The organism is Brevundimonas sp. AVps31 (assembly GCF_058681355.1).
In genome coordinates this window covers 3036631-3055578 of sequence record NZ_CM178736.1, presented here as the reverse complement: position 1 = coordinate 3055578, position 18948 = coordinate 3036631, and the positions used below count along the sequence as shown (strand labels likewise).

Sequence of the window (18948 nt, the reverse complement as noted above, 5' to 3'; positions counted from 1 at the left end):
CAGCCAATACGTGTGTATCACGACTTCGCGCGTCTTGAAGCGCAGTTTCCGCTGATTCGGCCCGCGCCCGTCAGTCCGTCCCGTAAACGCGTCGACCGCCGACCCAGGTCCCGAGGACCTTGCCCTGCAGCCGACGTCCGTCGAACGGCGAGTTCTTGGACTTGGACTTCAGCGCGTCGGCATCCACCACGATCGGCGCGCCGACGTCGAACAGCACCAGATCCGCCGGAGCGCCGGCCTTGAGCACGCCCGCGTCCAGCCCCAGCAGGGCGGCCGGGCCCGAGGTCAGGGGGCGCAACACATCCAGCAGGTCGAGCCCGTCCTCGTGATGCAGGGTCAGGGCGGCGGGCAGCAGGGTCTCCAGACCGACGGCCCCCGGCGCGGCCTCAGCGAACGGACGGCGCTTGTCCTCGGCCGGGGCCGGGGCGTGGGCGCTGGTGATGGCGTCGATCAGCCCCTCGCGCACCGCCTCGATCAGCGCCTGCCGGTCGCTCTCGGGCCGCAGCGGCGGGTCCAGCCGGTAGAAGGTGCGGTAGTCGCCGATATCCAGCTCGTTGAAGCAGAGGTGGTTGATCGATACCGAGGCGGCGACCTCCAGCCCCTTGCCGCGCGCCCGCGCCAGCGTCTCCAGCGCGCCTTCGGTCGAGATCTGGTCCACCAGGAACCGCGCCCCGGTCTGTTCGACCAGCGCCAGATCGCGTTCCAGTTGGATGCGTTCGGCGATCGCGGGAACGCCTGACAGGCCCAGCCGGGTCGCCAGCTCCCCGCTGGTCGCCACCGCGCCCTCGCTCAGCCACGGATCAGCCGGGCGGCAGGCGATCAGGGCGTTGAAGGCGGCGGCGTAGCTCATCACCCGCTGCAGGGTACGGGTGTTGGCGATGACATGGTCGCCGTCGGTGAAATACAGCGCGCCGGCTTCGTCCATCAGGCCGATCTCGGCCATGCGCTGGCCGTCACGGCCCTTGGTCGCCGCGCCCGCCGCGCGGACGTTGACGAGGTTCAGGGCCGCGCCGCGCCGCTGGATGTGGTCGATCATCGCCGGATCGTCGATGGCCGGGGTGGTATCGGGCTGGACGACGATGGTGGTCACCCCGCCCGCCGCGGCGGCCAGGCTGGCGGACTTGAGCGTTTCCTTCGGCTCGTCGCCGGGCTCGCCCGTCTTGACCCGGATGTCGATCAGTCCGGGCGCGAGGCACAGGCCGCCGGCGTCGATGACCTCGACCCCGTCCGGAATGTGGCCATGGGCGCCCCGGATCACCTCGGTGATGATCCCGTCGACGATCAGCAGGGCGCCGGGACCGTCGTAGTCGGTCGCCGGGTCCAGCAGGCGGGCGTTCAGAATGGCCAAGGCCCTGGAATCGGGGGCGCTCACTGGCCGGCTCCTTCGCGACGCACGGACAGGGCGGCCAGCACGGCCATCCGGGCCGCGACGCCCATCTCGACCTGATCCTGAATGAGCGAGACCGACAGATCGTCGGCCACGTCGGAATCAATCTCCACGCCCCGGTTCATCGGGCCGGGATGCATCACCTTCGCGCCCGGCCGGGCCCAGGCCAGTTTTTCGCGGTCCAGACCCCAGAAGCGGAAATACTCGCGGGTCGAGGGCACCAGCGCGCCCTCCATCCGCTCCAGCTGAAGGCGCAGCATCATAACGACATCAACGCCTTGCAGGCCGTCCTTCATGTCGTGGAAGACCTCGCAGCCCCAGCGATCGGCATCCCCCGGCACCAGGGTCGGCGGTCCGATCAGGCGGACGCGCGACCCCATCATCGACAACAGGGCCACATTGGAGCGCGCCACCCGGCTGTGGGCGATGTCGCCACAGATCGCCACGGTCAGCCCGCCGACGTCGCCGAACGCCCGGCGCAGGCTCAGCAGGTCCAGCAGGGCCTGGGTCGGATGCTCGTGCCGCCCGTCGCCGGCGTTCACGACCGCGCAGCCGACCTTCTGCGACAGCAGGGCCGCCGCGCCCGAGGCCGCGTGGCGCACCACCAGCACGTCGGGCTTCATGGCGTTCAGCGTCGCCGCGGTGTCGATCAGGGTCTCGCCCTTGGCCACCGAGGAGGTTTTTGGCGACAGGGCCGTCACATCGGCGCCCAGCCTCTTGGCCGCGATCTCGAACGAGGCGCTGGTCCGCGTCGAGTTCTCGAAGAACAGGTTCATGACCGTGCGGCCACGCATGATGTCGAGTGACTTGGCCGACTGCCGGTTGAAGTCGACGAAGGCGTCGGCGAGGTCCAGCAGCGGCGGGACGGTCGCGGCGTTCAGATCGCCTGCGGACAGGAAATGATCGCGGGGGAACGGCGCCAGCCGTTCGTGAATCAGGTCGGTGACATCGGGCTGGGTCATCGAGGCCCGCCTATAGGGCCTGATCAGGCCAAATGGAACAGCGCCAGCAGGATCGGAATGCTCGCGGCGCTGCCGACGGTCGTCAGGGCCACGATCCCGGCCATCAGCGGGGCGTCGCCGCCCATCTGCCGCGCCAGCAGATAGGCCGCCGCCGCCCCGGGCGCCGCGCCGCACAGCAGGGCCGTGCCCTGCGCCAGCTCATCGCCGCCATACAGCACGCAAAGCCCCCACATCAGCGGCGGCATGATCCCCAGCTTGATCCCGGTCACGGCGGCGACCGTCCATTTGCGCCGCGCCACCTCCGCGAAGCTCAGCCCCGCGCCGGCCACGATCAGCCCCAGTGGCAAGGCCGCCGCGCCCAGAAGCTCCAGCGTGTCCGAGACGCCGGGGATCGGCGGGACCTTCAGGAAGTTCAGCGCCAGTCCGGTCAGGCAGGCCACGAGGATCGGATTGCTCAACATCGCCCGGGTCAGCGCCAGCGGAGACATGCCGCGCTGATCCGCCCCCCAGCGCGCCAGCACGGCGACGCAGGCGATATTGGTCACCGGAATGATCGACGCGATCATCACCGCCGCCAGCGCCAGGCCCTCGGCGCCGAAGGTGGCCTGGATGACCGGCAAGAAGACAAAACTGTTCCAGCGGATCACGCCCTGGAAGACGCTGGTGTAGGCCGGTCCCTCGATCTTCAGGAACGGCTTGGCCAGCAGCGCGCAGGCGCCGACGATCAGCACCGCCGTGACCGCCGCCGCCGCCGCCGCGCCCGCGCTGCCGCCCGACAGGTCGGCGTTCCAGATCGCGGGGATCAGAAAGCCGGGGTACAGCAGGTTGATCGACAGCTTTTCGATCGGCCGCCAGGTCGCGTCGGGCAGGAAGTCCGACTTCCTCAGGCCGTAGCCGATGGCGATCAGCGAGAAGACCGGCAGAATGCCGGCGAGCAGGCCGATCATCCGTTCAGACGATCCAGCGCGCCCTGCAGGATCCAGGCGGCCGCTGTGCGGTCCACCACATCGGCGCGACGTTTGCGGGTCAGGTCCAGTTCGTCGATCAGGAACCGCTCGACCGCCGTGGTCGACAACCGCTCGTCCTGGAAGGTCACGGGCACCTGCCGGATGCGCTGCAGATTGCGGGCGAAGGCGCGACACGACTGGGCGCGCGGCCCCTCGCTGCCGTCCATGTTCAGCGGCAGGCCGATCACCAGCCCCGACGCATTCCGCCCGTCCATCAGCTTGAGCACGGCATTGGCGTCGTCGGTGAACTTCGCCTTGCGGATCAGCTGTAGCGGGCTGGCGATGATGCGCGTCACATCGGACACGGCCACGCCGATGGTCTTCTCGCCCAGATCAAGCCCCAGCCAAGGGGTCTTCGGCGGGGTCGCTGCGGCGAGCTCTTCAAGGGTCAGGACGGTCACGATGTCGCGGTAGGACTGGCGAGGCGGGGAGTCAAAGTGCAATGTCTGTGCTTCGCCGATTGGGGAGAGTTCGATGAAGCATCCGCTCCTGTTCGCCGCCGCGCTCGCGGGCCTCGCCGCCTGCGATTCCGGGACCGAAACCCGCAAGGAGGCCGTGCCGCAAGCGCAGGCCCCGACGCCCGCGCTGCCCGCCAGCCAGTCCGCGCCGACGACGCCACCGCTGGTCGCCGCCGGGGCGCCCGCGACGGTACAGCCCTCGACGGACGAGAGCAGCCAGTCCGCCGCCTCGGTCGTGAAGCTGGACGTGCTGACGAAACAGGGCGGCCCCACGGTCAAGCTGTTCGGCACGGCGGGCGGCGATCCGGCCATGAACGGCCTCTATACCGACATCGCCTTCTTCAGATCGTCGGCGGAGGGCTGGGCCGTGTTCCGCATCGGCGACGTTCTCGACTACCAGGTCCTGTCCGAAGCGCCGGGCCGCGTCGATCTCCGGGTCGAGGAGAGCGTGCTGGACGACACGACGGGGCAGATCGGCAAGCGCGAACGCCGGTTGCTCGTCAGCTGGACGCCGGGCGCGGACGAGGCTCCGCCCGCCACGATCACGGTCACCCCCGCGCGCTAGGCCGGTTTCGCGCGGGAATCCTTGTGAATCCCGGCCCGGACCGCTAATCCCGCCCGCTCAGGTTTCGCATTTGGAGGGCCGCATGGCCGTCGACGTCGCGACTGTGCGCAAGGTGGCGCACCTCGCCCGCATCAAGACCCCCGAAGAGCGGCTCGAGCCGCTGGCCCAGGAGCTGAACGGCATCCTGGCGTGGATCGAACAGCTGAATGAGGTCGACGTCGACGGCGTCGAGCCCATGACCTCGAACGTGGCCCAGCCGCTGCGCCTGCGCGAGGACGTGGTCACCGACGGCGCCAAGGTCGACGCGGTCCTGTCGAACGCCCCGAAGTCGGCGGACGGCTTCTTCGTCGTGCCCAAGGTGGTCGAGTAAGAACCATGACCGACCTGACCAAGCTCACGCTCAAGGCCGCGCTCGACGGCCTCAAGGCCCGCGACTTCTCCTCGGAGGAGATCACCAGGGCCTTCGTCGCCAACATCGACGCCGCCAATCCGAAACTGAACGCCTACGTCGTCCAGACCACGGACAAGGCGCTGGACATGGCCCGCGCCTCCGACGCCCGTCTGGCGAAGGGCGAGGGCGGGGCGCTGGAAGGCGCGCCGCTGGGCATCAAGGACCTGTTCTGCACCGACGGCGTCCAGACGACCGCCGGCTCCAACATGCTGCGCGGCTTCGTGCCGCCCTATGAATCGACCGTCACGTCCAACCTGTGGGCCGACGGCGCGGTCATGCTGGGCAAGCTCAACATGGACGAGTTCGCCATGGGCTCGTCCAACGAGACCTCGGCCTTCGGCCCTGTGGTCAATCCGTGGAAGTCATCGGGTTCCAACGCCGACCTGACCCCGGGCGGGTCCTCGGGCGGGTCGGCCTCGGCCGTCGCCGGCGACCTCTGCCTGGCCGCCACGGCCTCGGACACTGGCGGTTCGATCCGCCAGCCCGCCGCCTTCACCGGCACGGTCGGCATCAAGCCCACCTATGGCCGCGCCAGCCGCTTCGGCATGGTCGCCTTCGCCTCCTCGCTGGATCAGGCCGGGCCGATCACGAAGACGGTCGAGGACGCCGCCATCCTGTTGCGCTCGATGTGCTCGTTCGACGTCAAGGATTCGACCAGCCTCGACGTCCCCACGCCCGACTGGACCGCCAGCCTCGGCAAGGGCGTCAAGGGCCTGCGCATCGGCGTGCCCAGGGAATACGTCGTCGACGGCATGCCCGCCGAAATCCAGGCCCTGTGGGATCAGGGCGTCCAGTGGCTCAAGGCCGCCGGCGCCGAGATCGTCGAGATCAGCCTGCCGCATACCAAATACGCCCTGCCGACCTACTACATCGTCGCGCCGGCCGAGGCCTCCTCGAACCTGGCGCGCTACGACGGCATGCGCTTCGGCCATCGCGCGGCGGATACCAAATCGCTGAACGACCTCTACGAGACCTCGCGCGCCGAGGGCTTCGGCAAGGAGGTCCAGCGCCGTCTGACCATCGGCGCCTACGTCCTGTCGGCGGGCTTCTATGACGCCTATTACGTCCGCGCCCTCAAGGTCCGCCGCCGCATCGCCGAGGACTTCGATAACGTCTGGGGCCAGGTCGACGCCATCCTGACGCCGTCCACCCCCTCGGCCGCCTTCGCCCTCGGCGACAAGCAGGTCGATCCGCTGCAGATGTACCTGAACGACATCTTCACCGTGACCGCCAACCTGGCCGGCCTGCCGGGCATTTCGGTGCCCGCCGGCGTCGACGCGGGCGGCCTGCCGCTCGGCCTTCAGGTCATCGGCAAGGCGCTGGACGAAGCGACCGTCTTCCAGGTCGCCGATGTGCTTGAACAGTCCGCCGGCTTCACAGCGCGTCCCGACAAGTGGTGGTGAAGCGCTAGCGACCGCCCGGACCGGCGCGGCCGGTTCTGATCTGGATCAAGGACGGCCGGCGCCGCGCCGGCCATCCTGGACCGGCTCTGCGTGAACTCCCCGAGAGCAACGACCTTCGGGCGGCCGGTTCCTGCTTTTCGGCCGCCCTTTTTCGTCAGACCAGTCCGTCCAGCGTCGGCGCCTCGGCCGCGCTGCCGGGGAAGACCCGGCTGTCCAGCGCCGCCCGGTCCACCCCAAGGTGGTCACGCAGAACGCCCTTGAACACCGAGCGTACGTCGATGGTCGGCGCCAGATCGCGGCCCTCGAACAGGCGGTTGTCGGCCAGGGTCGGCCAGTCGCCGATCAGGCCGCCGGGCTTCAGCGCCCCGCCCGCGACCAGCAGGGATGAGCCCGTGCCGTGATCCGTGCCCTGCGTCCCGTTGGCCCGCGCCGTCCGCCCGAACTCGGTGGCGACCACGACCATGGTGTTCGCCCACTGCGCGCCCAGTCCGTCATGGATGCCGCCGATGACCTGATCCAGCCCGGTCAACCGGGTCTGCATCTGGCCGTTCTGGCGGGCATGGGTGTCCCAGCCGTCGATGGACAGGGCCACCACATCGGCGCCGTTGTCGCCGGTCATTAGCCGGGCCACGGCCTGACCCAGCCCGTTGACGTCATTGCGCCGCAGCGAGGTGTCGCCGGCCGCCATGGCCATCGCTTCCGTCTCCAGCCCGCGCGCCAGATTGCCCTGCAGCAGCGGGTCGTCGACATAGAGGTCCTGCAGCAGGGAGGCGATCCGGTCTTCGCCCTTGACCTGACCGCCCGGCGCCCAGCCGGAGGTCTCCGCCGCCCCGCGCAGGATCAGCGGCGTCTGCGCCCCGACCGACAACCCCTTCAGCGCGCCGCCGCCCGTCGCCGCCAGCGCCCGGTTCAGCCAGCCGTCCGCCTGCGACCGCAGACCCTCGCCGCCGTTCTCCAGCACGTCCTGCGCATCGAAATGCGAGCGCACCCGCACCGGGATCGCCGCCGCCGGGGCGAAGCGCAGCTGGCCCGCGTCGTACATCGCCTTCAGGCCGGGCAGGGCGGGGTGCAGGCCGAAGCCGTCGCGCATCGTCAGCGCCCCGTCGATCGCCAGACCGCCACGCAGGGCGGCGTAGTTCGGGTCGCTCGTCGGCACGGTGACGGAAAGCCCGTCCATCGCACCGCGGGCGATCACCACCACCAGCTTGGGTGCGGGGCCGCGCGCCTGCGCTGCGGTGCGACCCGCGAAGGCCAGGCCGATCCCGGCCATGGAGCCGCCCAGCAGCAGGCGGCGGTTCATCGATAAATGGGTCATCGGCGCTGGAACTCCGGCGACATGAGGAACAGGGTGACGGCCTCGGCCCGGCTTTCGGCGCGGGCCACGAACTGGCGGCTGCGGTCGCTCAACCGCTCGCCCAGTGCGCCTTCGGCCAAGGCGACGGCGTCCGCGGTCGAGGCCATGTCGCCTACGCCCTTGGCCCAGTTGAGTCGCTTGACCAGGGCGTCCGGCCCGGCCCAGTCGGCCGCCGTGTCGGGCCAGCCCTCGGGCGAGGGCGCCGACCAGGCCGGCTGCCCCATGGCCAGCAGCGCCTGCTGCAGCTGCGGAACCCGCTGCGGACGTGTGCCCATGGCGCGATGGGCCGAGATCACGAACTCATAGGGCGTCTTCACCTTGCGCGCCTCGGGCGCCCAGCTTTCGGGCGCGGCGATCAGGGCCCTGGCCACCGCCGCCAGATCGCCGCCCGAGCCGGTCCAGGCCCGCTCCAGCGCGCTGACCAATGCGGGCGGCGGATCGTCGGCCACGAAATGCACGGCGATCTTGCGCGCCAGCCGTCGCGCCGTCTCCGGACGGTTGGACAGGTCTTTCAGGATGGCGCGACCCTGTTCCGCTCCCCCCGCCGGATAGCGGCGGCCCATGACCGTCCGCTCGCCCGGCTCATGCACCCGGGCCCGGAAGGCGAAGCCGTTGTCGCCCGGCGCGTCCGCCTGCATCGCCGCGCGGCGTCCGCGTCCTTGACCCCGCGCCTGAGGCCCACCCCGGCCCGCCGTCGACCAGCCGGTCAGGGCGCGCGCGAACTCGGTCACGTCGGCCTGGGTGTAGCCGCCGTCGGCCCCCACCGTGTGCAACTCCAGAATCTCGCGGGCGAGGTTTTCATTCAGCCCCGCCTGACGCCGCTCGCCCGCCGGACTGTTCGGTCCCACCGACTGCGCTTGGTCCAGATACAGCAGCATGGCCGGATGAGTTTCCGCCGCCAGCGCCAGATCCTCGAACCGGCCGAACACATGCGGTCGGATCGCCTCGCGCTCGTACTGGCCCATGAAGACGGCGGCGGTGAATTTGGTCGCCGAGGCGGTGAAGGCATTGGCCCAGAACAGCGCCCAGCGTTCAGCGAAACCCGCGTCGGTCGTCGCGCCCAGCTGGGCCCGGGCCAGGAACTCTCGCGCCGTGTCCTGAGCGAGATCGCGGCGACTGTCCCGTCGGGCGTCGGCGGCGGCCTGGGCGGGAGAGGGCGGGGCGTCCGCCGCCATTGCCGGCGCGCCCGGTTCGGCCGGCGCCTCCCGCGTCCGCCGGGCCTGGGCCGCCATCGCCTGATAGGCCTGATAGCTCTGCAGCCGTTGCTCGGAGGTTTCGAACGCGCCGGCCGGAACCGGCGCCCCGCCGGGCGTCACCTGCGCCTCCAGCCAGCCTTTCGGATCCCGCGCGACACCCTCGATTTCCCCCGCCCGCGCCCCCAGGCCGAAGCGGGTCAGGGCGACGACGGCGTCCAGGGCGGGGGAGGGCGGTCCGTTGCGGGTCATCGGGGCCTCGTGTCGGTTCGGGATACAGAATGAACGCATCGCCCGCCGCGATCCGTCGCCGCCTCGATTTCCGCCCGGTTTCAGACGCCGGATTTCTTGACCGCGCCCGGTCCGTAGGCCATCTGGACCGCATGACCGACACGACCGCCACCGCTTCGAACGCCATGACCATCAAGGGTCGCACCGGCGACTGGGAACTCGTCATGGGGCTGGAGATCCACGCCCAGGTGGCGTCGAAGGCCAAGCTCTTCTCCGGCGCCGCCGTCGGCTTCGGCGCGGGTCCGAACGAACAGGTGTCGCTGGTCGACGCCGGCTTCCCCGGCATGCTGCCGACGCTGAACAAACACTGCGTCGAACAGGCCGTGAAATCGGGGCTGGGCCTGAAGGCCAAGATCAACCTGCGCAGCCAGTTCGACCGCAAGAACTATTTCTACCCCGACCTGCCCACCGGCTATCAGATCAGCCAGCTCTTCTATCCGATCGTCGGCGAGGGCGTGGTCGAGGTCGAGGCCGAGGACGGCTCCTTCTTCAACGTCGGCATCGAGCGCCTGCATCTGGAACAGGACGCGGGCAAGCTGATCCACGACCTGTCGCCGACCGAGTCGTTCGTCGACCTGAATCGCGCGGGCACCGCCCTGATGGAGATCGTTTCGCGTCCCGACATCCGCTCGCCGGAAGAGGCGGTCGCCTACGTCAAGAAGATCCGCACCATCCTGATGTACCTCGGCACCTGCGACGGGGACATGGAGAAGGGCAATCTGCGCGCCGACGTCAACGTGTCGGTCTGCCGTCCCGGTCAGTACGAGAAGTTCAAGGCCACCGGCGACTTCAGCCATCTGGGCACGCGCTGCGAGATCAAGAACGTCAACTCGTTCCGCTTCATCTCCCAGGCCATCAACTATGAGGCCCGCCGTCAGATCGAGATCCTCGAGGACGGCGGCAAGATCGATCAGGAGACCCGCCTCTACGATCCGACCGCCGGCGAGACCCGCTCGATGCGCTCCAAGGAAGAGGCGATGGACTATCGCTACTTCCCCGACCCCGACCTGCTGCCGCTCGAGCTGGAGCAGGCCTGGATCGACGACATCCGCGCCTCCCTGCCGGAACTGCCCGACGAGAAGCGCCGTCGTCTGATGAGCCAGTACGGCCTGTCGCAATACGACGCCGTGGTCCTGATCTCGGATCAGGCCAAGGCCGACTATTTCGAGGAAGCGGCGAAGGGGCGCGACGCCAAGCTGGTGTCCAACTGGGTCACCAACGAGGTCTCGGCCCGTCTGACCGCAGACGGCAAGGAGTTCAGCGAGAACCCGCTGCCCGCCGCCCACGTGGCCCAGCTGGTCGAGCTGATCGAGACCAATGTCATCTCCTCGAAGATCGCCAAAGAGGTGTTCGACCACGTCTGGAACGGCGAGGGCTCGCCCGCCGAGGTCGTCGAGAAACACGGCCTGAAGCAGGTCACCGACACCGGCGCGATCGAAAAGGCCGTCGACGAGATCATCGCCGCCAACCCCGACAAGGCCGCCGCCGTCGCCGAGAAGCCCCAGGCCCTCGGCTGGTTCGTCGGCCAGGTCATGAAGGCCACCGGCGGCAAGGCCAACCCGGCCGCGGTCAATGACATCCTGAAGGCCAAGCTCGGGCTGTAACCCCCGCATCCGACAAAAAGCCCGCCCGGAGCGATCCGGGCGGGCTCTTTCATTTCAGGCTGCCGCTTAACGGCTCAGCAGCGAGATCACCACGCCGGTGGCGATGGCCGCCAGCACGACGTCGCCGGTGTCGGTGCGGTAGTAGCCATAACCGCGCGGCGGCTGCGAATAACCGTAGCGACGGTAGTCGTTCACATACCAGCTGCGGCGATATTCACGCGGCACCACGGCGCCGCGTTGCCAGCGGCGGTAGTCACGGCGCTGGTCGCGCTCATAGCGGCGGTAGTCATTGCGCCGTTCGCGCTCCGTATAGCGGCCGCCGTCATGGCGGTTGCGGTCCGCGCGACGTTCCCAGCGCTCGTACTGGCCATCCCGGTCGCGGTCGCCGCGCCACGACTGGGCGGCGGCGGCCATGGGGGTGGCGAGGGTGGCGAGGGCGGCAAGGCCCGCGATCAGAGGTTTGTTCATCTTCATCTTGCGTCTCCTTGTTCAGGACGCCGGGACCGGGGAGGATCACGACGAAGGACCCGACTGACGCCCACTTTCGACCTCGCGCCATGAACCCGCGCTGAACGGGCATGACAGGCTGCGGACGGTTCGGCGCTTCTGTGTAACCAACGGACGTTGTACGCGTTATGGCGCAGCTGCCACCCAAGTCCGGACGATCATTCATGCTTCAGACAGAGACCAGAGACGCCGGATTCGGCGTTGTCGGCATGGACGACATTCTGGCCGGAGGGCTGGAGCGGGAGCGTGTCTATCTCCTTGAGGGCGCGCCCGGGACGGGGAAGACGACCGCCGCCATGCGCTTCCTCCTCGAGGGCGTCCGCGCGGGCGAGGTCGGCCTCTACATCACGCTGTCCGAAACCGAGGAGGAGCTGCGCGGAACCGCGGAATCCCACGGCTGGTCTCTCGACGGCGTCAGCATCTTCGAACTGGTCCCGCCGGAAAGCCTGCTTGATGAACAGCAGCAACAGAGCCTGCTGTACTCCTCCGACCTGGAGCTGGGCGAAACGACCCGGATGATCTTTGAGGCGGTCGAATCCAGCACGCCCCGACGCGTGGTGATCGACAGCCTCTCCGAGATCCGGCTGCTGGCCCAGAGCTCCCTGCGCTATCGCCGTCAGGTTCTGGCGCTGAAGCACTATTTCGCCAAGCACGGCGCGACCGTCCTGCTGCTCGACGACCTCACGACGGACGTGAATGACAAGACGGTCCACAGCGTCGCGCACGGGGTCATCCAGCTTCAGGAGCTGGCGCCCGAATACGGCGCCGAACGCCGCCGGGTCCGGGTCATCAAATATCGCGGCCGACGCTTTCGCGGCGGCTATCACGACTTCACCATCAAGACGGGCGGGCTTGAGGTCTACCCCCGGATCGTCGCCTCTGAACACCACACCGCCTTTGCCCGAACCCCGATCTCAAGCGGCGTGCGCGAGCTCGATTCGCTGCTGGGCGGCGGCCTGGAGAGAGGGTCCAGCGCCCTTATTCTGGGCCCGGCGGGGACCGGCAAGTCACTGTTCGCCATCAATTTCGCCGTCGCGGCGGTCCGGCGCGGCGAGAAGGCGGCCCTTTTCATCTTCGATGAAGAGCTGGGCCTTCTCTATGACCGCATGATGAAGCTCGGCATCGATCTGCGGTCGATGGAAGAAGAGGGCTCGCTGATCATTGAGCAGGTGGACGCCGCGGAGCTGTCGCCCGGCGAATTCGCATCGCGCGTTCGCAACGGCGTCACCGATCAGAAAATCCAGACCGTGGTGATCGACAGCCTGAACGGCTACCAGGCCGCCATGCCCCAGGAACAGTTCCTGATCCTGCACATCCATGAACTGCTGCAGTTCCTGAACCGGCAGGGGGCTTCGACCTTCCTCACGGTCGCCCAGCACGGTCTGGTCGGAGAGATGAAGGCGCCGGTCGATGTCACCTATCTGGCCGACACCGTGATCCTGCTCCGCTACTTCGAGGCGGTGGGTAACGTCCGTCGCGCGGTTTCGGTGATCAAGAAGCGGTCTGGCGAACACGAGAACACCATTCGCGAGTTCAGCATCGGCGGCGGCGGTCTCTCGCTCGGCGAACCGCTCAGCGAGTTCCAGGGCGTTCTGCGCGGCGTGCCCAACTTTGTCGGACCCGGCTCGGGCCTCATGGGCGATCCCGGCGCATGAGCGGTGGCGGCACCCTTTCCGAGCGCGCCCTTGTCCTGACACCCTCCGGCCGTGACGGCGCAATCGCGACGGCCATCCTGGGGGAGGCGGGCGTCTCGGCCCTGCTTTGCCGGGATATCGCGGACCTCGTCGCGCGCATGCGCGAGGGCGCGGGTCTGGCCGTGATCGTCGACGACGTCCTGCGCTCCGCCGACCTTGGCGACCTGTCGGGCTGGATCGCCGATCAGCCGTCGTGGTCGGATTTTCCGTTCCTGATCCTGACCCAGCGTGGCGGGAGCGTCGAACGCAACCCGGTGGCGCAGCGTCTGTCGTCGGCCTTGGGCAATGTCGGCTTTCTGGAGCGGCCCTTCCACCCCACCACCCTGGTCAGCGCGGTTCGCACCGCCCTGCGGGGTCGCAGCCGCCAGTATGAGGCGCGGGAACGCATCGAGGAGATTCGCAAGGCCGAGGCTTTGCTCGAACGTCGCGTGTTCGAACGGACCGAGGAACTCGAGGCCGCCAACCGCCAGCTCGCGACCCAGATCGCCGAGCGTGAGAAGGCCGAGACGGCGCTGCGTCAGGCCCAGAGGCTTGAGGCCGTGGGCCAGCTGACGTCGGGTGTCGCGCATGACTTCAACAACCTGCTGACGGTCATCCTCGGCAACGTTGAACAGCTACAGAAGCGAACCGATGATCCCGGCGTGAAACGCCGCCTGTCCATGATGGGAGAGGCGTCGCGGCGCGGGGCGCAACTGACCGCGCAGATGCTGGCCTTTTCCCGTCGGCAGAAACTCGAACCCCGCGCCGTTGATCTCAACGATACGGTTCGCAGCATGCGGGACCTGCTCCAGAGCACCATCGGGGGCAGCGTCCACATCCTGGAGCCGGATCTGGCCGAAGACCTCTGGCCCGCCATGATCGATCCCACCCAGATCGAACTGGTCATCCTGAACCTGGCCATTAACGCGCGCGACGCCATGGACGTGGGCGGGACGCTCAAGATCAGCACGGCGAACGTCGTGACGCCTGAACCTGAACTGCCCGAGCAGCCGCCCGCCGGCGAGCATGTCGTCGTTTCGGTTTGCGACGACGGCTCCGGCATGACGGAGGCGGTTCTGGCGCGCGCGTTCGAGCCGTTCTTCACCACCAAGGCGGTGGGGAAAGGCTCCGGCCTCGGTCTCAGTCAGGTGTTCGGCCTGGCCAAACAGTCCGGCGGCGGCGTCACCATCGACACGGTTGCGGGAGAGGGGACGACCATTCACCTCTACCTGCCCCGCGCCTACGCCCAGCCGGTTCCCGAGCCGGAGGCGCTCCACACATCGCAGGCCGCGCCGTCCGACAACATCGTCGTTCTGGTCGTGGACGATGACGACGCCGTGCGCGAAGTCACCGCCGGCATCCTGACCGATCTCGGCTATCGGATCCTTGAGGCCGGCAGCGGCGGGGCCGCCCTGGATGTCTTCGAGACGCGAGAGGATATCTCGGCGGTCATCCTCGACTTCGCCATGCCGGGAATGAACGGCGCCGAGGTCGCGCGCGCAATGCAGCGCACCCGTCCTGCCGTCCCGATCCTGTTCGCGACCGGTTATGCGGACGCCGAAGCCTTGGCGGCGGCGCCGGACGATCGCGTGGTGCACAAGCCCTTCAAGGCCGGTGAACTCGGTGAGAAGCTGGCGCTGGCGGTCGCCTAGACCCCGCGGCGCCGGCCCGGCTCAGTCGAACAGCTCTCCGCTGTCTTCGCCACCCTCCAGCGCTTCCCGCGCCAACGACCGCGTGACGGGCCGGTGCAAGGCGTTCAGTCGCTCCACCACAGCCTCCGCCGCCGCCGCGGACCGGTCGATGCGGCGCAGAAGATAGGGAATGACGTCCTTGGCCGGGCGGATGCCGTGCTCCGCGAAGCGGGCCTCAAGCATGGCGGCCAGCACCGGGTCGTCGGGCGCCTCGACCGGCACGCTGATGACGGCGTCCAGCCGCGAGCGCAGGTCCGGCAGCTCCACCGCCCAAGCCGACGGGGCAGGGCGGGACACCATGAGCATCGCTCCGCCCGGCGCCTGGGCCAGGTTGATCAGGTGGAACAGGGTTTCGTCGTCTGCGTCCATCGCCCTGTCCAGCAACACCGGACGGCCCTCGATCTCCATCGGATCGATCAGGGCCGCTTCGCCGCCGTGGAAGGCGACCGCGCCGACCCGCTCGGCCCACATCTGGGCCAGGCGGCTCTTGCCGCTGCCGGCCGGGCCGCAGATGGCCATGACCCCGCCGATCAGGTTGGGCCAGTCCGCCAGCGCCTTCACCGCCGCGCGGTTGCTGTCGGACACGACGAAGCTGTCCGCCCCCTCCGGCAGGTCGCTCTGGAGGGGCAGACGCATCTGATCGAAGGCGGGCAGGCGGCTCGTCATCGCGTTCACCATAGCAGATGCGACGCTGGCGCCACGATTTGCGGTGTGACCGTCCGTGGACGGAACGGCGCGCCCTGTGGATCGGTGCGTCCAATAGTGACGTATGCCGCCTTCAGAATGCGCCGTCGGGCGGACCGCACAGGGCGTGCAGCCAAGCGAACACAGCGGAGTCATCGAACGCATGGGACGCTTTTTTGTGCGCCTGCCGCGCCGGGAGCCTTCGGCGGCCGCTCGCGTTTGGCCCGCGTCTTCCCGCCGCCCGAAGCCGCCCGAAATCGCCACGGACCTTGACTTTCAGAGGCGATGATGCGCCCTTCCGCCCCTCCCGAATTCCGCCCCTCGCGGGCCCGAATCCAGAACGAACCGACATGCACGCCTATCGCTCACACACCTGCGGCGCCCTCCGTTCGACCGACGCCGGCGCCAATGTCCGCCTGTCCGGCTGGGTGCACCGCAAGCGCGATCTCGGCGGCCTGTTGTTCGTCGATCTGCGGGACCACTACGGCATCACGCAACTGGTGCTGCACCCGTCGACGCCGGGCTTCGAAATCGTCGAACGCCTTCGTGCCGAAAGCGTCATCCGCATCGACGGTGAAGCGGTCATGCGCGACGCCAGCACCGTGAACGCCCTGCTGCCGACCGGCGAGGTCGAGGTCCGGGTCCAGGGCATCGAGGTCCTGTCGGAAGCCGCGGAACTGCCGATGCCGGTCTTCGGCGATCAGGAGTACCCGGAGGAGATCCGTCTCGCCAACCGCTTCCTCGACCTGCGTCGCGAGCGTCTGCACCGGAACATCGTCCTGCGCTCCAGGGTCATCTCCTCGATCCGCCAGCGCATGGTCGGTCAGGGCTTCCTGGAATACCAGACCCCGATCCTGACCGCCTCGTCGCCGGAGGGCGCGCGCGACTTTCTGGTGCCGTCGCGCATGCACCCGGGCAAGTTCTACGCCCTCCCGCAGGCGCCGCAGCAGTTCAAGCAACTGCTCATGGTTTCGGGCTTCGACCGCTATTTCCAGATCGCGCCCTGCTTCCGCGACGAGGATCTGCGCGCCGACCGCTCGCTGGAGTTCTACCAGCTCGACGTCGAGATGAGCTTCGTCACCCAGGAGGACGTCTTCGCCGCCATCGAGCCCGTCATGCACGGGGTGTTCGAGGAATTCGCCGACGGCAAGCCGGTCTCGCCCATCGACGGATCGCACACCTTCACCAACGACTTCGGGCAGACGCTGGAACACAAGGGCTTTGAGCGCCTGACCTACCAGCAGTCGATCGCCTGGTATGGCAGCGACAAGCCGGACACCCGCAACCCGATCAAGATGCAGGATGTCTCGGACCATTTCCGCGACGGCGGTTTCGGCCTTTTCAACAAGATCCTCGCGGCGGACGAGAAGAACGCCGTCTGGGCCATCCCGGCCCCGACCGGCGGCAGCCGCGCCTTCTGCGACCGCATGAACTCCTGGGCCCAGGGCGAGGGCCAGCCGGGCCTCGGCTATATCTTCTGGTCCGACGACCAGAACGCCTGGGGCGGCCCGATCGCCAAGAACCTCGGCCAGGAGCCGACCGAGGCCCTGATGACCGCCCTCGGCCTCGGCAAGGGCGACGCCGCCTTCTTCGCCGCCGGCCTGCCGTCGGTCTTCGCCAAATTCGCCGGCCTGGCCCGCACCCGCGTCGGCACGGAACTGAAGCTGATCGACGAGAACCAGTTCAAATTCTGCTGGATCGTCGACTTCCCGATGTTCGAATGGTCGGAAGAAGAGAAGAAGGTCGACTTCTCGCACAACCCCTTCTCGATGCCGCAGGGCGGGCTCGAGGCGCTGGAAACCCAGGATCCCCTGACCATCCGCGCCTACCAGTACGACATCGTCTGCAACGGCTATGAGCTGTGCTCGGGCGCGATCCGGAACCACAAGGCCGAGATCATGCTCAAGGCCTTCGGCATCGCCGGTTACGACAACTCGGTCGTCGAGGAGCAGTTCGGGGGCATGCTGAACGCTTTCCGCTACGGCGCGCCGCCGCACGGCGGCCTGGCTCCCGGCATCGACCGCATCGTCATGCTGCTGGCGGGCGAGACGGCCATCCGCGAGGTCATCGCCTTCCCGCTGAACCAGCAGGGCGAGGACCTTCTGATGAACGCCCCGACCGAGGCCGGCGAGCGTCAGCTGAAGGACGTCCACATCCGGACGGCCCTGCCGCTCAAGGTGTAATCGGCGGCGCAAGCTTTTGAAGGAAAAGAAAAAGGCCCTCGTCAACGACGGGGGCCTTTTGTGTCAGTGGCCGCTGGCGACCACGAAGTTCCGCACCCGCGGGGGGACCGGTGGGGCGGGCGCCGCCGGGGGCGCGGGGCTCACCCGGATCGACGAGATGCCGCGGCAGGCTCGGGCCGTCAGATTGCCCGGCAGACGGGTGTTGGCGTCGCCACAGGCCCGGCCGACCTGTTCCTGCGACAGACCCCGCGCGCCGGACAGGTCCGCGCCACGCACATCCGCCCGGTTCATCTCGGCGCCGGTGAAGTTGGCCCCCTCGAACTGCCCGCCGGTCAGGCGGGCGCCGTTCATCTCGGCGCCGCGGAAATTCGCGCCGCGGAAGTCGCCGTTCGACAGGTTCGACATGCCGATCTCGGCGCCGTTGAAATTGGCCGCCCGCGCGCTGACGTTGGCCAGGGTCGCGGCGTTCAGCTCGGCGCCGGTGAAGTTGGTCCCGCCCAGCACCGCGCCGTTCATATTGGCCCCGTTCAGCTCGGCGCCGGTGGCGTTGCTCCGGTCCATCCGGACCCGCACCATCGTCGCGCCCATGGCTGAGATGCCCGTCATGTCGGCATTGGTGAAGTTGGAACCGGTGAAGTTGGCCCCGGTCAGGTCCGCCCCGCCCAGATCAGCCCGGGTGAAGTCGCTGCCGGCGAAGTTGGAGCCCACCAGATCCGCGCCCCGCATATTGGCGCCGACCAGGGTGGCGTTGGTGAAGCTGGCGCCGGTGAAACTGGCGCCGGTCAGGTCCCGGCCCGACAGTTCGCACCGGTTGCAGGACCCGCCCAGCGAGACCATCCGCGCCACGTCGCGATCCTGGAACTGCAGATGAACCTCGGCCGCTGCCGGAGCCGCTGCGCACACGGCGGCCAGCGAGGTCGCCACGGCGAGGCCGGGAGCCATCAAGCGGCGGAAGAAGGGAAAAGCGATCTGTTTCACGCCACCTTCATGCCGCCAAACCCCGAACAACCCTACTTAAATCGCCGTAACGTCGATGGCGGATCAGCAGCGGGGAATGGACAGGCCACGCGGCAATCGGGTCGCCTCGTCGCCGCAGGCCTGGCTCAGTCGGGCCTGGGTCAGCCCCGTCGCCCGCTCCAGCGACGCGCCGGAGAAATTGGCGCCCGTCAGGGTCGCGCCGGCGAAGTTCGAACCGTCCAGATACGCCCCGACGAAGCCTGCATTGGTCAGATTGGCGCCGGAGAAATTGGAGTTGGAGAAGACGCCGCCATAGGCTTCCACGTCGCGCATGTCGGTGTTGGAAAACCGCGTCCGGTTCATCACCGCCAGGCTGAGGTCCGCCTGACGCAGGCGCGCCCCCGACAGGTTCAGACCGCGCCGCTCCAACCCCGAAAAGTCGCCCTGGAACAGGTTGCAGCCCGAGCAGCTGGCGCCGTTCCGCACGCTGGCGATCTGCCCGGCGTTCTGCGCCAGGGCCGGCGAGGCGAGGGCGGCGGTCAGGGCCACGGCGGTCAAAAGCAGCTTCATCTCAGGCT

Annotated in this window: 17 protein-coding genes; 7 read left to right on the top strand and 10 right to left on the bottom strand. The window is 68.6% G+C overall.

The annotated features are described in order from the left end of the window. Window positions 1-70: 70 nt before the first annotated feature. Genes pyrC through ruvX form a run of 4 tightly spaced genes read right to left on the bottom strand, consistent with a single transcriptional unit; the run spans window position 71 to window position 3757 of the window. A complete protein-coding gene (gene pyrC / locus ACW174_RS14910) occupies window positions 71-1372 on the bottom strand; it encodes a dihydroorotase (protein ID WP_492015212.1) in 1302 nt (433 codons plus the stop codon). Further along, window positions 1369-2349, bottom strand: coding sequence for an aspartate carbamoyltransferase catalytic subunit (locus ACW174_RS14905; RefSeq protein WP_492015211.1), 981 nt, complete (start codon window positions 2347-2349; stop codon window positions 1369-1371). The genes pyrC and ACW174_RS14905 overlap by 4 nt, the downstream gene beginning before the upstream one ends. 23 nt (window positions 2350-2372) lie before the next feature. Continuing rightward, the gene (locus tag ACW174_RS14900) at window positions 2373-3296 is read right to left on the bottom strand and encodes an AEC family transporter (protein ID WP_492015210.1); all 924 of its coding nucleotides are present in this window, start codon (window positions 3294-3296) and stop codon (window positions 2373-2375) included. Next, window positions 3293-3757, bottom strand: coding sequence for a Holliday junction resolvase RuvX (gene ruvX / locus ACW174_RS14895; RefSeq protein WP_492017299.1), 465 nt, complete (start codon window positions 3755-3757; stop codon window positions 3293-3295). The genes ACW174_RS14900 and ruvX overlap by 4 nt, the downstream gene beginning before the upstream one ends. A gap of 73 nt (window positions 3758-3830) precedes the next feature. On the opposite strand from ruvX, the gene ACW174_RS14890 reads away from it, so the two are divergent. The 3 genes from ACW174_RS14890 to gatA all read left to right on the top strand — a co-directional run bounded on the left by ACW174_RS14890 (window position 3831) and on the right by gatA (window position 6233). Beyond that, entirely contained in the window at window positions 3831-4379 is a 549-nt protein-coding gene (locus ACW174_RS14890) for a hypothetical protein (protein ID WP_492015209.1), read from the top strand. A gap of 82 nt (window positions 4380-4461) precedes the next feature. Next, entirely contained in the window at window positions 4462-4749 is a 288-nt protein-coding gene (gene gatC, locus ACW174_RS14885; protein ID WP_492015208.1) for an Asp-tRNA(Asn)/Glu-tRNA(Gln) amidotransferase subunit GatC, read from the top strand. Window positions 4750-4754: 5 nt separating this feature from the next. Continuing rightward, window positions 4755-6233 (top strand): Asp-tRNA(Asn)/Glu-tRNA(Gln) amidotransferase subunit GatA, encoded by a 1479-nt coding sequence (gatA, locus tag ACW174_RS14880; RefSeq protein ID WP_492015207.1) that lies wholly within the window; start codon window positions 4755-4757, stop codon window positions 6231-6233. A gap of 154 nt (window positions 6234-6387) precedes the next feature. Here gatA and ACW174_RS14875 read toward each other — a convergent pair whose 3' ends face one another. Both ACW174_RS14875 and ACW174_RS14870 read right to left on the bottom strand, forming a co-directional pair. Continuing rightward, window positions 6388-7548 carry a DUF1501 domain-containing protein gene (locus tag ACW174_RS14875; protein WP_492015206.1) on the bottom strand — a complete coding sequence of 387 codons (1161 nt, stop codon included), beginning with the start codon at window positions 7546-7548 and terminating at the stop codon, window positions 6388-6390. After that, window positions 7545-9032, bottom strand: a complete 1488-nt coding sequence (locus tag ACW174_RS14870) for a DUF1800 domain-containing protein (RefSeq protein WP_492015205.1) — start codon at window positions 9030-9032, stop codon at window positions 7545-7547. The genes ACW174_RS14875 and ACW174_RS14870 overlap by 4 nt, the downstream gene beginning before the upstream one ends. 131 nt (window positions 9033-9163) lie before the next feature. On the opposite strand from ACW174_RS14870, the gene gatB reads away from it, so the two are divergent. Further along, on the top strand, window positions 9164-10675 hold the full coding sequence (gene gatB / locus ACW174_RS14865) for an Asp-tRNA(Asn)/Glu-tRNA(Gln) amidotransferase subunit GatB (RefSeq protein WP_492017298.1): 1512 nt from the start codon (window positions 9164-9166) through the stop codon (window positions 10673-10675). A gap of 66 nt (window positions 10676-10741) precedes the next feature. On the opposite strand, the gene ACW174_RS14860 is transcribed toward gatB, so the two are convergent. Further along, window positions 10742-11149 carry an RcnB family protein gene (locus ACW174_RS14860; RefSeq protein WP_492015204.1) on the bottom strand — a complete coding sequence of 136 codons (408 nt, stop codon included), beginning with the start codon at window positions 11147-11149 and terminating at the stop codon, window positions 10742-10744. Window positions 11150-11346: 197 nt separating this feature from the next. Here ACW174_RS14860 and ACW174_RS14855 point away from each other — a divergent pair, with 197 nt between their 5' ends. Then, complete coding sequence (locus ACW174_RS14855; RefSeq protein ID WP_492015203.1) at window positions 11347-12837, top strand: ATPase domain-containing protein; 1491 nt, start codon at window positions 11347-11349, stop codon at window positions 12835-12837. Beyond that, the gene (locus ACW174_RS14850; protein WP_492015202.1) at window positions 12834-14507 is read left to right on the top strand and encodes a response regulator; all 1674 of its coding nucleotides are present in this window, start codon (window positions 12834-12836) and stop codon (window positions 14505-14507) included. The genes ACW174_RS14855 and ACW174_RS14850 overlap by 4 nt, the downstream gene beginning before the upstream one ends. Before the next feature lie 21 nt (window positions 14508-14528). Here the strand turns inward: ACW174_RS14850 and ACW174_RS14845 are convergent, their stop codons facing one another. Continuing rightward, the gene (locus ACW174_RS14845; protein ID WP_492015201.1) at window positions 14529-15212 is read right to left on the bottom strand and encodes a P-loop NTPase family protein; all 684 of its coding nucleotides are present in this window, start codon (window positions 15210-15212) and stop codon (window positions 14529-14531) included. Window positions 15213-15580: 368 nt separating this feature from the next. Here ACW174_RS14845 and aspS point away from each other — a divergent pair, with 368 nt between their 5' ends. Continuing rightward, window positions 15581-17413: an aspartate--tRNA ligase gene (aspS, locus tag ACW174_RS14840; RefSeq protein WP_492015200.1), complete on the top strand. Its 1833-nt coding sequence runs from the start codon at window positions 15581-15583 to the stop codon at window positions 17411-17413. Window positions 17414-17476: 63 nt separating this feature from the next. On the opposite strand, the gene ACW174_RS14835 is transcribed toward aspS, so the two are convergent. Both ACW174_RS14835 and ACW174_RS14830 read right to left on the bottom strand, forming a co-directional pair. Next, window positions 17477-18391, bottom strand: a complete 915-nt coding sequence (locus ACW174_RS14835; protein ID WP_492015199.1) for a pentapeptide repeat-containing protein — start codon at window positions 18389-18391, stop codon at window positions 17477-17479. A 63-nt stretch (window positions 18392-18454) separates the two neighbouring features. Further along, window positions 18455-18940 (bottom strand): pentapeptide repeat-containing protein, encoded by a 486-nt coding sequence (locus ACW174_RS14830; protein WP_492015198.1) that lies wholly within the window; start codon window positions 18938-18940, stop codon window positions 18455-18457. Window positions 18941-18948 lie beyond the last annotated feature (8 nt).